The 14,101-nt window shown below is 35.6% G+C and carries 12 protein-coding genes; 5 read left to right on the top strand and 7 right to left on the bottom strand.

The annotated features are described in order from the left end of the window. Positions 1–134: 134 nt before the first annotated feature. The 6 genes from CHRYMOREF3P_RS24230 to CHRYMOREF3P_RS23785 form a co-directional block, all read right to left on the bottom strand. Positions 135–716 carry a hypothetical protein gene (locus CHRYMOREF3P_RS24230; protein WP_228408684.1) on the bottom strand — a complete coding sequence of 194 codons (582 nt, stop codon included), beginning with the start codon at positions 714–716 and terminating at the stop codon, positions 135–137. A 32-nt stretch (positions 717–748) separates the two neighbouring features. Beyond that, positions 749–1,834, bottom strand: a complete 1,086-nt coding sequence (gene dnaX, locus CHRYMOREF3P_RS23805) for a DNA polymerase III subunit gamma/tau (protein WP_180565695.1) — start codon at positions 1,832–1,834, stop codon at positions 749–751. Between the two features lie 98 nt (positions 1,835–1,932). Then, positions 1,933–2,565 carry a TetR/AcrR family transcriptional regulator gene (locus CHRYMOREF3P_RS23800; protein WP_077414530.1) on the bottom strand — a complete coding sequence of 211 codons (633 nt, stop codon included), beginning with the start codon at positions 2,563–2,565 and terminating at the stop codon, positions 1,933–1,935. A gap of 5 nt (positions 2,566–2,570) precedes the next feature. Further along, positions 2,571–3,827, bottom strand: a complete 1,257-nt coding sequence (locus CHRYMOREF3P_RS23795; RefSeq protein ID WP_077414532.1) for an aminotransferase class I/II-fold pyridoxal phosphate-dependent enzyme — start codon at positions 3,825–3,827, stop codon at positions 2,571–2,573. Between the two features lie 428 nt (positions 3,828–4,255). Next, positions 4,256–4,612, bottom strand: coding sequence for a helix-turn-helix domain-containing protein (locus CHRYMOREF3P_RS23790; protein ID WP_077414534.1), 357 nt, complete (start codon positions 4,610–4,612; stop codon positions 4,256–4,258). Between the two features lie 93 nt (positions 4,613–4,705). Then, positions 4,706–5,443 (bottom strand): LuxR C-terminal-related transcriptional regulator, encoded by a 738-nt coding sequence (locus CHRYMOREF3P_RS23785; RefSeq protein ID WP_180565694.1) that lies wholly within the window; start codon positions 5,441–5,443, stop codon positions 4,706–4,708. Positions 5,444–5,531: 88 nt separating this feature from the next. Between CHRYMOREF3P_RS23785 and CHRYMOREF3P_RS23780 the strand changes: the two genes are divergently transcribed. The 3 genes from CHRYMOREF3P_RS23780 (at position 5,532) to CHRYMOREF3P_RS23770 (ending at position 10,534) form a co-directional block, all read left to right on the top strand. After that, entirely contained in the window at positions 5,532–6,179 is a 648-nt protein-coding gene (locus CHRYMOREF3P_RS23780) for a DUF1349 domain-containing protein (RefSeq protein WP_077414538.1), read from the top strand. A 747-nt stretch (positions 6,180–6,926) separates the two neighbouring features. Beyond that, positions 6,927–9,917, top strand: coding sequence for an ATP-binding protein (locus CHRYMOREF3P_RS23775; RefSeq protein ID WP_180565693.1), 2,991 nt, complete (start codon positions 6,927–6,929; stop codon positions 9,915–9,917). A gap of 5 nt (positions 9,918–9,922) precedes the next feature. Next, complete coding sequence (locus tag CHRYMOREF3P_RS23770) at positions 9,923–10,534, top strand: response regulator (protein WP_077414542.1); 612 nt, start codon at positions 9,923–9,925, stop codon at positions 10,532–10,534. Positions 10,535–10,664: 130 nt separating this feature from the next. On the opposite strand, the gene CHRYMOREF3P_RS23765 is transcribed toward CHRYMOREF3P_RS23770, so the two are convergent. After that, positions 10,665–11,510 (bottom strand): hypothetical protein, encoded by an 846-nt coding sequence (locus CHRYMOREF3P_RS23765; RefSeq protein WP_077414544.1) that lies wholly within the window; start codon positions 11,508–11,510, stop codon positions 10,665–10,667. Positions 11,511–11,742: 232 nt separating this feature from the next. On the opposite strand from CHRYMOREF3P_RS23765, the gene CHRYMOREF3P_RS23760 reads away from it, so the two are divergent. Beyond that, positions 11,743–12,726 (top strand): helix-turn-helix domain-containing protein, encoded by a 984-nt coding sequence (locus tag CHRYMOREF3P_RS23760; RefSeq protein ID WP_180565692.1) that lies wholly within the window; start codon positions 11,743–11,745, stop codon positions 12,724–12,726. 115 nt (positions 12,727–12,841) lie between these two features. Further along, positions 12,842–14,044: an MFS transporter gene (locus CHRYMOREF3P_RS23755; RefSeq protein ID WP_180565691.1), complete on the top strand. Its 1,203-nt coding sequence runs from the start codon at positions 12,842–12,844 to the stop codon at positions 14,042–14,044. Positions 14,045–14,101 lie beyond the last annotated feature (57 nt).

Here is a 14,101-nt window from a genome sequence, read left to right as displayed (position 1 = left end):
CAAAAAAAGACAGATATGTGTTAGTCAGTTTTTCCATTTTATTCTGGAAATGTCTTTGTTTTAGCGTTTCTGGTTGTAATTTGTTCTTGTTGAAAACGTATTTTCAACAGAAATATCTGACAAATATATAAAAATTATGTCAAATCAAACTTCATTAAATCATCAAGATCTTTTAAAAGTGGATTTTTTTCGATCATTTTTTCAAACATTTTCCTCTTGGTCACCACTTCAATCTTCAGGTTTTCAACGTCTCTGACGTATTCTACCTCAATTCTATGGTTTTGAATTTTTCTTTTAAAATGATTAAAAAATTCTCCGCTTATTTTATCAAATTCTACTTTGGCAGAATCTGAAGGGAATAAAACTTTGATTTTATTTTCTGCAGCTTTTTCCAGTTTGAATGTTTTTACTGCGTTAAATACAAAGTTATTTTTTACCTGAAGCTGTTTAAGCATAATTTTCCATTCCATCTGCAGATCTGTATCTGTAAAATGGTTTTGAGGAAGATGTTCAGTTTTCACAACAACATCTTCTGTTGTTTCCACTTTATCTTCTTTATTCAGGAAAGAATTGATGCTGAAACCGGAAGAAATTCCCGGTCTTGATAATGGCCTGGTTGTTTTTGTTACTAAAGTTTCCTCAACTTGTTCCAAAGCAGCAGGCTTTTGTTCTGCTTTAACTTCTTTTTTCTCCGGAGTTTTTTCCGGTATCTTCACCTCCTGTTTCTCACTAAGAAACGGAGCCAGAATCAGGAACTTTTTTTTTTAGTATCGCCTAAATTAGCTGTCAGTGAAGCAAGCTGCATTAATGCAATTTCAACCGTAAGTCTTGGGTTTTTGGAATTCTTATAATTAATATCTGCATGGTTGCAGATTTCAATGCCATCAATCAGCTGCTGGGCAGCCCACTTCTGTCCCTGTTCTATAAATTTGGATTTCGTCTTCTCTCCTACTTCAATGAGGTCGATCGTAGAAGCATTCTGCGCCATCATCAGGTCTCTGAAATGATTTCCTAATCCGGCAATAAAAATATGGGGATCAAATCCTTTTTTTACAATTTCATTGAACGCAAAAAGCACTTCAGGAATTTTGTTTTCCTTGGCAAGATCTACAATATTGAGGTATTGATCGTAATCCAGAATATTCAGTACTTCGGCTGCTTTTGCCAGCGTAATATTTTTCTGGGAGAATGTAGAAAGCCTGTCGAAGATAGAAAGCGCATCTCTTAGTGCCCCGTCAGCTTTCTGAGCAATCAGGTACAATGCATCATCTTCATACTGGATATTTTCTTTTTGAGCAATATTTCTCAGATGATTCTGGATATCTTCAATGACAATTCTCTTGAAGTCATAGATCTGACAACGGGATAAAATTGTTGGAATAATTTTATGTTTCTCTGTTGTTGCCAGAATAAAGATGGCATGGGCAGGTGGCTCTTCCAGTGTTTTAAGGAAAGCATTGAAAGCGGCAGAAGACAGCATATGGACCTCATCTATGATATATACTTTGTATTTACCAACCTGAGGTGCAAATCTTACCTGATCTATCAGTTCCCTTATATCATCTACAGAGTTATTGGATGCAGCATCCAGCTCATAGATATTATAAGCAAAGCCATCTTCTGAAACCGAGCCATCTTTCTCATTGATTTTTCTTGCAAGAATTCTGGCACAAGTAGTTTTACCCACACCACGAGGACCACAAAAAAGTAATGCCTGAGCTAATTGACTTTCTTCAATTGCATGTTCTAAAGTATCCGTAATATGGGATTGCCCTACAACCGTATCAAACTCCTGAGGACGATATTTTCTTGCAGATACTATAAAATTTTCCATTGGTCAAAAATAAGAAATATAGTTTTAATTTGAAAATTAAAAGTTTTCAAATATCAACAAAAAACGTATTTCTGTTTAAATCGGAAAACTTTTAATCCCTACTTTTTTTTGCTGTATGCAAAGTCAATCAACTCAACAATAGCACTTTCAATCTCTTTTCTACCTTCTTCAGTTTTCAGGTCAATACCGCAGAACTTGTTTGCGTTATATCCTGTATAAAGGTTAAGATAGTAAGCCCCGGAAACAATCAAAGCCATAATTGCCCTGTGTCTTGTAGCTACCCCTTCACCAAAATAAGGATCTGAGATATTCCCAAATAAAACTTCTCCTACCTCTTCACGTTGTTCAACTAATTTCTTAAGAATAGGTTTACTTTCTGAAAGCTCCCACAGGATAATCTTCTGAAGTTCTTTATTCTTCTTCAGGTTTTCGAACTGGTTGAGTACAACCATTTTAGTAAGTTCGTGTCCACCGTCAGAGAAATCCATATCAACGTCCTGATTGACCTGGCTCCAGTAATCCTGAGATTTGATATATTCATCAATCAGTTTATCAGTACTTCCAAAGTACTCATAGATCAATTTTTTATCAAATCCGGCCACTGCGGCAATTTTACTTACTTTTAGTCCGGAGTATCCTTTTACTCTTAAAATTTTACCAACTGCAGCAAGCAGTTTTTGCTTTGTTTTTTCTTTGTCCCTAATGGGGCCCTGCACTACTTTTCTAGGCATAATTATTATTTTTTTGCAATATGCAATTTTTTATTAATATCATCAAACGCGTTAAGCGTTTTGTCGAGATGTTCTTTTTCGTGTCTTGCGGTTACACTCATCCTGATACGCGCATCTTTTCTTGGTACAGCCGGATAAAGAATCGGGTTGGTGTAGATTCCTTTTTCTATTAGTAGTTTTCCTGCTTCACCTGTTACATAGGGATCTCCTATTTTCACTGGAATAATTGCGGAACAGGTAACTCCGGTATCCAATCCAAGATCATCAAGTCCTTTTTTGAAATAATTGATATTGCTCCAGAGTTTTTCTCTCCAGATAGGTTCTTCATCTATTAAATCAATGGCTTTAACAATTCCTGCGGATGATGGTGGAGCTGTTGCTGAGAAAATCTGCTGACGGGAATGGAATCTGATAAATGCAGCCAATTTTTTATCGGCAATGACATATCCACCAAGGTTTCCAAACGTTTTACTGAATGTTCCCGTGATGATGTCTACTTTATCTAATAAACCAGCCTGTTCCAAAGTACCTCTGCCTGTTTCTCCAAGGATACCAACGCCATGTACATCGTCTACCATTAGAAAGGCATTATACTTTTTCACAAGATTGTAGATCTCATTAATACGGGAGGTATCACCATCCTGGGAATACACTCCGTCCACAATAACGAGTTTCGTACGGTACAGATTTTCAGATACCTTCAAAATGTGTTCCAAAGATTCCAAATTATTGTGCGGAAAAGTTTTTTTATTGGTAAAAGCGCATCCTTCGTGTACACTGGCATGTACTGCCATATCTAAAATAGCAAGATCTTCTTTCTGCATTAAACACTGTAAACTCGCACTATTAGCAGTATAACCGGTAGTAAATACTACGGCTTCATCTTCTGTTCTTTTAAAAAAACTTGAAATTCTTTTTTCTAAAGCATTATGGTAATCAAAATATCCCCCGATGAGAGGAGTAGCTCCTGTACCTGTACCATATTTTTCGATTCCTTCAATAGCAGCTTGTTTTACTTTTGGATGCTGCGTAAATCCTAAATAATCACTTGATACAAAACTAACAAATTCTCTGTTTTGGTTTGCAATATTTACATTCAGTATCGCATTGGTTCCTGAAGTATTCTTCAGTCTGTAATTCATGTGTCCATTAGACTTTACGTAGTCTAAATATTCATAAAAAATTTCAGCCCTTTGAGCCATATTATTATCTGGTATATTCTCAAAGTCTTTAATAGTTGCTGTTGTGAAATTGATGCTCATCCTTAATCTTGTTTGTTGTGGTTTAAAAGAAACAAATATATAACTATTTAGAGGGCTTAAACGCCTGCAATAAGATTAAATATTATTAAAGACACAATAATTTATTCTTATTATCTGGTAACCAAACTATTTTATATATCTGTCCCTTTTTAACTTTTTTTTCCTATTGAATTAATTAGTTTTTTCTTACCTAAATTTAACAAAAAAAGTAAACAATAAAGAAATATTAATAAATAAATAATAAAAAAAGGCGGTTATTCCTTACAACCATCTCATTTATAAAAGATTATTTTCAGGCTGTTTTCCGATGATTATTCACTAAAACACTCATTATAATGGAAAATCCGGCATGCTTAAATCCCTACCAAGAGATGAAAATCGTCACAAATTCCCTCCCACAGCAATTTTAAAGAAATAAAATAAGCAGGTTAAATTTTGTTGGAATTCCTGAATTTTCCGGGAGTAAAACCGGTCATTTTTTTGAAAAATTTTGAAAAATTGGATGGGTCATATGTAAAAATACGGGCAACTTCTGCTATAGATTTATCGGAATTGATGAGCATCTTTTTGGCCTGTTCGATAATTTTTCCATCATAAAAATAGCAGGGGTGCTCTCCGGTTTCTTTTTTAATGGTATCAGTGAGATGTTTATGAGAGACAGCAAGCTCTCCGGCAATTTCGTTCAGCTCCATAAAATCCGGAACAGTTCCGGAAATAACCTCCTGAATGTGCTTGTCCAGAAAGGTAAAATATTGACGGGTAATTTCTTCACTTCTTTTCATCATGTATTTTTCTTGCTAATCTATATTCAAGGTATAAAATTAATCATAAGATACAAAATAACATGGTGAACTTTTCGGATATTTAAAGCTAAGTAGTTAATAAAAACTATCTTTGAAAGCTTGTGTAGAATTTTTTACTTTTAGTTTTTCCAGAATATTCTGACGGTGTCTGCTGACAGTATTGATACTTATGAAAAGTATATCTGCAATTTCTTTGCTGGCATAGCCCTCTCCCACAAATTTCAAAACTTCAAGTTCTCTGGGACTCAGAATATTTTTATAATCAAGTTTATCTTTTACAACAACTTCTCCCTTTATTGTATTGATAATCATAAAATCAGGAACCGCAGATGAAGCCAGAGCAATATTGTAAAGGCAGAGAGCCAGCCTCAGTCTGCCATTGGAAGGCGAATACACATAAAACATACGGTGTTTTACCCAGCGGTACTCGCCATCTTTATCTTTCATCCTGATTTTTGACACCACACTGTATTCTGTACGCTGTTCCATTTCCATAGCATCCATTAATTTGAAAAAACGGAGTTCATGGATATATTTCTTCAGACGGTCATCCGGATGGATCTTTTTCAGCATCTCTTCTTCCCAGATAGAATCTATTTCTGTGGGATTTTCTCCCATAGTGAGTCCAAGTTCTCCAGCGGCTGCAGATTTATAAATAAAGCTTTTATTCGCCTGCATATCGCTCAGTACACATATTGCTCCTTCCATCTGAGAGTACGCAAGTGCTCTTTGCTTATAGACTTCTATATCAAGGATGCATTTTCTGGAAGCGTTATCGAGTAATTTATCGCTGAGCTGTTCACGGATTTCCATAATGGTTATTTATCAGTATTGACGCGAATAAGGTTTAATAATACTTTTGCTAAAATAATAATTTACCCTTAGAATTTATCCAAAGAGAATGAAGAAATTGATTTTAGGCTTTTGTGCCCTATTCCTGATTCAAAAGCTTTCTGCCCAGAGCCTGGAAAAAATGACCTGGTTCAATGAGCCTGAAAAATGGGAAATCAAAAATAACAGCCTTTCGATGTTTGTGACGCCGCAGAGCGATTACTGGAGAGTTTCACATTATGGATTTACGGTGGATGATGCTCCTTTTTATTACACCACTTATGGCGGTGAATTTGAAGCAAAAGTGAAAATCACCGGCAGTTACAAGGCCAGATTCGATCAGATGGGTCTTATGCTGAGAACTGACAAAGAACATTACATCAAAGCTGGAGTGGAATTTGTAGACGGCAAGTACAACCTCAGTACTGTAGTAACTCACAACAAAAGTGACTGGAGTGTCATAACATTAGAGAAAACACCTCCTGCAGTATGGATAAAAGCCGTGAGAAGGCTGGATGCTGTGGAAATATTTTATTCTTTTGATGATAAAAATTATATCATGATGCGGAATGCACCTCTTCAGGATAATACTCCGGTAATGGTTGGCTTAATGGCCGCCTGCCCTGACGGACAGGGTTTCAATGCTGTTTTTGAGAACTTTACCGTAAAACATCTTCCGGATGAGCGCAGGCTAAAGTGGCTTGAAACTCATCAATAACGATTGAATTACACTTCAATATACAATCAGTTTAATTCGCCTCCCGTATCTATGGGAGGTTTTTGTATGTTTAAAAACGAAATTTCTGAAATCCGGAAATAAAAAAGAGGCGTTACTTTTGATGCAGCCTCTTCTGTTTTTTTGAGATAAAACCGTTTGTGTTCTTAGAATCATTATTTATACAATAAATCTTCTTTAATCGTTGTGAAAATATTTTTGCAAAAATATGAATATTCATAAGCCCTAGCAAAGATATCATGTAGAATTAACCCCAGCTTTTTGTCAAATTTTTACTACAAAAAGCAATTAATTAAAACTAAAAACTATTTATCAGCAACTCTTAAAAAAAATACAAAAGCATAAATATTTATTATTTTCAAAATCCTAAAACCAATCATAAGTTCTGTACAGCACTGAGATTTGTAGAAGGAATTTCAAAATGAATTCAGTATAAATTTATCACTTATTATTGAAATATTATAATGTTTTGGAAAATTTTATGTACCCTATCGTCAGCAAACCGGGATAAAACTTGTACAAAACAGATTTTGGGATACTGATTTATCTCCATAATTTCACTATTTTTACACAATCAAAAAATATAAAACACAAAAGACCTGAAAACTTCAATGATAAAAATTTATTTTCAATCGTTCCTGCCCATTAAAAAAACATTGACTTGTACAAACACTATTATTAACCGTCTCTTGCACTAGTGCAGGAGATAAAGATCAGTTTTGCACATCTATGAGAGTTTGGGCATTTATATTTGCTTGCATCTATTTAAACATTTACGGACAGAGCCACACTTCTACGTGGTACAATATAGACAATGGGCTTCCGCAAAGCAGTGCAAAGGCCATTGTTAAAGATAAATATGGTTTTATCTGGATCTCCACAGAGAACGGTCTTGTACGATATGACGGAAGTTCATTTATTACTTTTAATAATTTCAAAGTAAACAATCTTCATTTTGGGGAATTTATTGGTGATCCGCTTCTGGACAGCATTACGGTCCTTAATAATTTCCAGGAGAATAAAATAATTATTAAAAACAGGTTTCCAAAACTTTCCAATCTTACGGGGGATGATAAAATGGCTTTTTCCAATGGCAATGCTATTGTACAGCGGATTGCCAATAATATTATAACATCAAGCTTTTATAATGATATTCAGTATTTTATACAGCTTAAGAATGCATCCTATTATTTTACAGAAAAGAATACGATCATCTATAAAGAAGGAAAAAAGGAGACCAGAATAGCAATCCCATTTACCAATAAGGATCTGAATAATATTTTTGTCCTGAATGGCACTCTTTTTATTAATGATCTGAAGAAAAGGAAAACCTATTCTATCTATAAAGGACAGCTTTCTGTTTCTGAAGAACCAACACTTTTTAATCATCCGGACACCAAAATCTATTGGCAGCAAATTACCAATCAGACTTTTATCATCAATCATGATAATATTTATATTTTAGAGGGTAACGAAAAGAATCTCCGTTTAAGATTTCTCATTAAGTTTGAGGAAATCGGCGATCACTCTTACTGTTCTATGTTTTTTGATAAAGACTTTAATAAACTTTATCTGGGAACACTTAACAACGGGCTTAATGTACTTAAGCTTACCAATTTTTATATTTCAAAGAAAGAAGCAGATTTTTCCAACAATGTGTATTACGCTTCCCTTCCGTTCAGTAACAGTACAATCATCGCAGAGGATGGAACAGAATTTGGGAAAAACGGTATTGTCAATAAACACCTGTTCGGATGCAATGACAATTATCTGATGATGTATGACGATTCCGAAAATATTCTGATCAGAAAGAGAAACAGTATTATCAGATATTACAAAAATTCGGGGTATAAAAGGAAGGACTCAACTTTCATAGGTAAAGGATTCGAAGCTTTTATGAAAAGCGGAAGTATTTATGGCACTACATTTACGGATCTTTCGGGTACACAACTTCGTCTTTATAAAAAAAATCTGTTTACCAATCCGGATTTCACTTATAATTTTAAAAGTTTTGTCAATATTTTTTTCCAATACAGTGACCATGAAATTCTGACCGGCAACAGTGACGGTTTGTATTCGGTAATGCTGGGAAGCAATACAATAACTCCAATCATCAAAAATATTCATGTCAAAAGTATTTTCAGAACAAAGGATAATCTGATCTGGATTACTACGAATAAAAATGGATTTTATCTTTTCAAAAACCACAAACTCATCAAGATGCCGAATGACAGAAATGGTTATTTGCAATCGGCTCATTATATGCTTGAAGATCAAAAAGGTGCTTACTGGATTTCTTCCAACAATGGCCTTTTTAAAGTTCCTAAAAAACAACTGCTGCAGTATGCAGAAAATAGAAAAACTCCGGTCTTTTATTACCGTTTCACTAAGAGAGACGGCTTCCTGACGAATGAATTCAATGGCAGCTCAGAGCCCAATGCTTACGCTTTGGAGAATGGAGAATTTGTATTTCCATCAATGGACGGATTTGTGTTTTTCAACCCGGACAATATTAGGACTTATTATCCGGAAAGGAATAAAATTTATATTGAAAGGGTAAAAATAGGAAATTCTGAACCTCAGTATTTTCGTCAGACCCTTGATTTCAAGAATGATTATAAAACTGCGGATGTTTTTATTGATATCCCCTATTTTTCTAATCCGGAAAACCTGTATATCGAAGGGAAAATATCGGGAAAGGAAAATACTGAGTGGGAACAGATCCCAACAGGAAGCGAATTAAAATACACCATCAGTAATCTTTCTCCGGGTGAATATACGCTCAGCATAAGAATACTTATTTCTCCGGACGGGAAGTATGAGATAAAGACAATCCGCTTCAACATTCAGCCTCTTTTTTATCAGACATTATTGTTCAGGGTGTCTGTTTCTGTGATTATACTGATTATCATTATTATCATTGTTCAGCTGACTACCAACTTTTTAAGAATAAAGAATAAAGCATTAAAGCAAATTGTTCGTAATAAAAACTCTGAACTGAAAGAAACTTCTCTTCATCTTGAAGTGGTAAAAAGCAATCTGCAAAAAGAAACGGAATATCAGAAAAAACTGGTGGAAACCATCAGCCACGACATCACAACTCCTATCCGGTTTATCGCCATGCTTTCCCAGAGGCTTCATGAGTCTGATGATCTGGAACTTCAGAAGAAATATTTTGACAGTATTTATAAATCTTCGGAACAGCTTTATCAGTTTACCCTGAATTTAAAAGAATATACTGAGCTTTACAAAGCGGAGAATATTTTTGAAGAAAAGGAATATCCTGTCAACAGAATTCTGGAAATCAAAAACAGGCTATTCTGTGAAATTGCCAAAGAGCAGGGAACAACAATCACCCAGCTTACTGAACATATTGTGTACTCTAAAGTAAACGAAAGTATTTTAACCGCCATTATTCATAATATCCTTGATAATGCTGTGAAAAATACGTTTGAAGGAAATATAAGCCTGAATATTACAGAAAACCAACAAAAATCCACAATCATAATCTCTGATACAGGTATCGGAATGTCCGCAGAACAGATTGCTATTTATATGAACCTGTTCAGAAATCCTACACTGGAGACACCCAGCTTCAAAGGGAAAGGTCTTGGTCTGCATATGGTCATTCATCTGGTGAAAAAGATCAACGCTGAAATCAGTTTCAGCCAAAACCAACCTTCAGGAACGGTTGTGAAAATAATACTCAATAAAAACTAATCTCTATGAATGAAAGAATTTTAATCGCTGATGATCATTATGTAGTAAGAGCAGGAACCTCTCTGGTTCTTGAAACTGCTTATCCGGAGTTGAAAATAGATTTTGCAGAAAACTATGACCAGGTGAAAAAAAAGCTTGGCAGTTCACATTATGACCTACTTATTCTAGACATTGATATGCCTGGAACTCAGTATAAAAAAATGATTCCGGAGCTTAAAAATATACAGAATGACCTCAAGATTCTTATCTTTTCAGGATATGATAAAGATGTCGCCATCCAATATATCAGAGAGGGTGCTGAAGGTTATCTGAATAAGCAAAGCAGTGAGGAAGAAATCAAAAATGCAGTGAAAACAGTGATTGAAAAAGGATATTTTTATCCTGCAGAACTGATTGGTCTTATTATCCAAAACAAAAGAAACAATCCTGTAGAAAAGCTGTCATCCCGTGAATATGAAATCTTTAAGCTTCTTGCCGACGGAAACGGAAATCTTGAAATTGCCAACAGGCTTAATATCCAGATGTCTACCGTGAGTACTTACAAAAAGAGAATTTTTCAAAAGCTTGATGTCGCCAATATTGCAGAACTGATCAAGGCTTACGAAATGATGCATTAAAAAACGGGGCCGGAATCTCCTATTATTCCTGCCCCAGAAAAAACACAAATCTCATTAGAGTTTTCACCCGTTGATCTGTTTATTTTTTTATAGAATCAATGTGTTTTTAGAATCATAGAAAAATGCTCTGTTAATATAACCTCTGAACAGATAGAAACAATTCTCTTGTGTTATCAGAAGTATTGGAATCCGTTGTAGTGGCATCACTGCTTCCTGTTGTAGATTTGTTGTCTACACGGAATGCATAATACACTCTGTACCATCTTGGCTCCGGTTCCTGTATGGTAATATCAAATGTTACCGTCTCATTATGGGTCTGTGTAAGATAAACTCCGTCATCAAACTGTCTGTAGGCACCTGGCGACAGTTTAATATTCCCGTTGTCAGAATCACCGGTATGGGTAGACATTTCCGAAACCCAGATTTTCACGTCTGAAGTACCTGCATTATAAAGTCGTGGATTAAAAGTCGTGGCTGACCCTGTACCTGCTGAACTGCTGTTGAATTGAGCGTCTAGTCTTAAGAAACCTCCCAGCACGGGAAGATCAGAGAGATAGGTACTGGCCAACGTACCCGCTCCGGAGGTACCTGCAGGAATGCTTCCATGATAGTAAATTAGATCACCAATTGTAATATCGTCGTCTTTACCTCCAAATGCAAACTTCCAGGTGGTTCCATTGAACATATAATAGCCGGCTTTATCTACCTTTGCCGTTTTTACAGAAGGCATCGTCACAGCTTGGGTCACATAGACTAAAGCTCCTGTCTGCTCAGTCAGATAGACGTTATCCTTCGCCTTCAGTTGATCGCCCGTTACCCTGGGAGCCATTACTCCATCAGGAATGGTAGCAATATCTGGTTTTCCTTCCACATGTAATGTTACTTTAGGGGAATCTGTATTGATCCCTACTTGGGAATATGCCGCTATTGAGAAGCTCATCATTATGCTGGCAAGAGTTAATTTTATTTTCTTCATTTTAGTATATTTGTTTAAAATTATTAAGGGGTGAATAAATCATGTGGATCAATTGATAGGTAATCAATAAACCTTGGTTGAGCTAGCTGGTGCAAAGTTATCTGCACGGATAAATCAAATTCCTTAATAATCAATGAAAACCCGGAAACGGCTCATCAAAACACAAATAACTAACAATCAATATTTTATCATAGTCATTTTTTGATATTTGACTGTTATAAAGCGAATTGAAATGATTAAAAATTATATGTTACCACAAATGAATACCGCAAAAGACATAAAAATTGAACAGTACAAAAAACATCTGGTATATTATTACAACATTCTGATGTCTGTTATTCTTGCCGTATTTGGTTTGATATTTACTTTTATCATCCCGGATAAAATAATGGCCTGGTATCTTTTTGGAGGACTTTTTTTAATGGTCTACACTTACCTCATTGTACGTAAGACGTATTCAATAAATGTAATGGTACATTCCTATATTATCATTGCAACCCTTTTTAATTTTTATATCATGCTGGCTTTCTGGAACAATTCTATAGCAAGTTTTGTCTGGCTTATCCCGATTCCGCTGGCGGCATATGTTTTCTTTCAGAGGAAATACGTCTTTATCTACAGCATATTTGTATTATTGAATATTATTGCAGGCTATCTTATTTCAAAAAATTTCAGCTTTAACTTCCCTCTGCACAGTCAGGATGATGTAAGAATTACAGATACAATCCTTATGGTTTCTAATGTAGCCGTAATATCCCTTCTGATCTATTTTAAAGACAAAATAAAAAGAGTTGAAATTTACCATGAAATTAAAGAGAAAGCTCTGAATCCGGAAGTTCAGCCAATCCTTGTAACAGAAAAAGCTCCTTTTGCAGATGAGTTGTTTGAGAAAATTGAGCTTGTAATGAGAGAAAAACAGCTGTATAAAGATGTTAATTTCAATATTTCAAAACTTTCTGCAGAAATGGATATCAACAGCAGTTATATCTCAAAATCAATCCGGGTAAAGGGATATCCCAATTTCAATAATTATCTGAATATGCACAGGATTGAGTGTGTGAAAAGACTGCTTACTGAAAATGATATTGAGAAGGTAACTCTTATGTATATTTACACCGAAGCGGGATTTTCAAATCAGTCTACTTTCAACAGGGTATTCAAACAGATGGAGGGCATTACTCCCTCAGAATACATCAGCAGTTTACAGATGCATTGATTTTTTTCACCAATACATATGATTGAAATTATGATTTTTAAATCCGAAAAATAATCAGGAAATTTACAGAACTCAATTTTTCTGTTTAACCACTGCATTTTAATTGCAAAAAATCATGAATTCATCTGAAAAAGCCAGTCAGGGAAGCTCACGTTTCCGATATATAAAACTTTGTATTTTCTTTTCGGGACTTTCTGTTTTTGCTCAGCTTTATCTTTTCCAGCCGATGCTGCCTATGGCTGCAGAACAGTTCGGGGTGTCTGTAGGTGATACTTCCCTTCTTGTATCTTCCTCCACAATAGGTATGGCATTGGGATTACTGTTTTTTGCTTTTAAAGCAGACAGCTATTCCAGAAAAGGTCTGATGGTCTTTTCATTGATTTCATCTGCCATACTTACCATTATTTCCACCTGGATCCCGAGCTTAAGCCTCCTGATCGCTATCGGAGTACTGAAGGGTTTTGTTGTTTCCGGAGTTTCGGCGGTTGCTCTGGCCTATCTCACAGAGGAAGTGAATGCTCTGGCAGTACCGGCAGCTATCAGCATGTATCTTAGTGGTAATACCATCGGAGGAATGAGCGGAAGAATAATGGCGACTCTTTTTGCCGGTGAATTCGGATGGCGCAATGCGGTACTTTTTATAGGGATAGAAAGCTTCATTCTGGGAGTTATATTCTGGAAACTGTTCCCGGAATCAAGGTTTTTCAATCCACAGAAAACAGATTATCATCTTAAGGTAAAACAGATGAAGTTTTTCCTGACCAATCCTTACATGCTTCGGTTATATTGTACAGCAGCTTTACTGATGGGTGTTTTTGTGAGTGTTTATAATTACCTGACATTCAGACTGGAAGCAAAACCATTTTCATTAAGCCACTTTATCATTGCTTTTATCTTTCTCATGTATATTTTCGGGGTCTTTGGAACAATGATCGTTGGCCGTCTTTCCAGAAGATTTCCCATGAACAATATCCTGAAAGGCTCTATTTTATTTATGCTCACCGGTGCGGCATTGTTATTATCCGAAAATATTTATATTCTTATTTTCGGGCTCGGTCTTTTTACCCTTTCTTTTTTCGCAGCCCACACAATGGCCAGCCAGATGACTGCATTGTATGCCAAACGCGGAAAATCTTCAGCCACTTCTATTTACTGGCTGTTTTACTATTTTGGTTCAAGTATTTTGGGCAGCGGTACCGGTTATCTCCTTCATGCTTATTCCTGGAATGTCTTCATAGGAATTCTTATCATAGCGGTTATCACAGCCCTTCTGTTAGCCACAGCCAATGTAGTACCTAAAGCAAGAACAAGAAACTAGTACCACATACATACCACATCCATTTTTTTGGCAACATGCTATCATTCACTTATGAGC

It is taken from the genome of Chryseobacterium sp. JV274 (assembly GCF_903969135.1).
Classification (GTDB): domain Bacteria; phylum Bacteroidota; class Bacteroidia; order Flavobacteriales; family Weeksellaceae; genus Chryseobacterium.
This window is presented reverse-complemented; position numbering and strand designations above follow the sequence as displayed.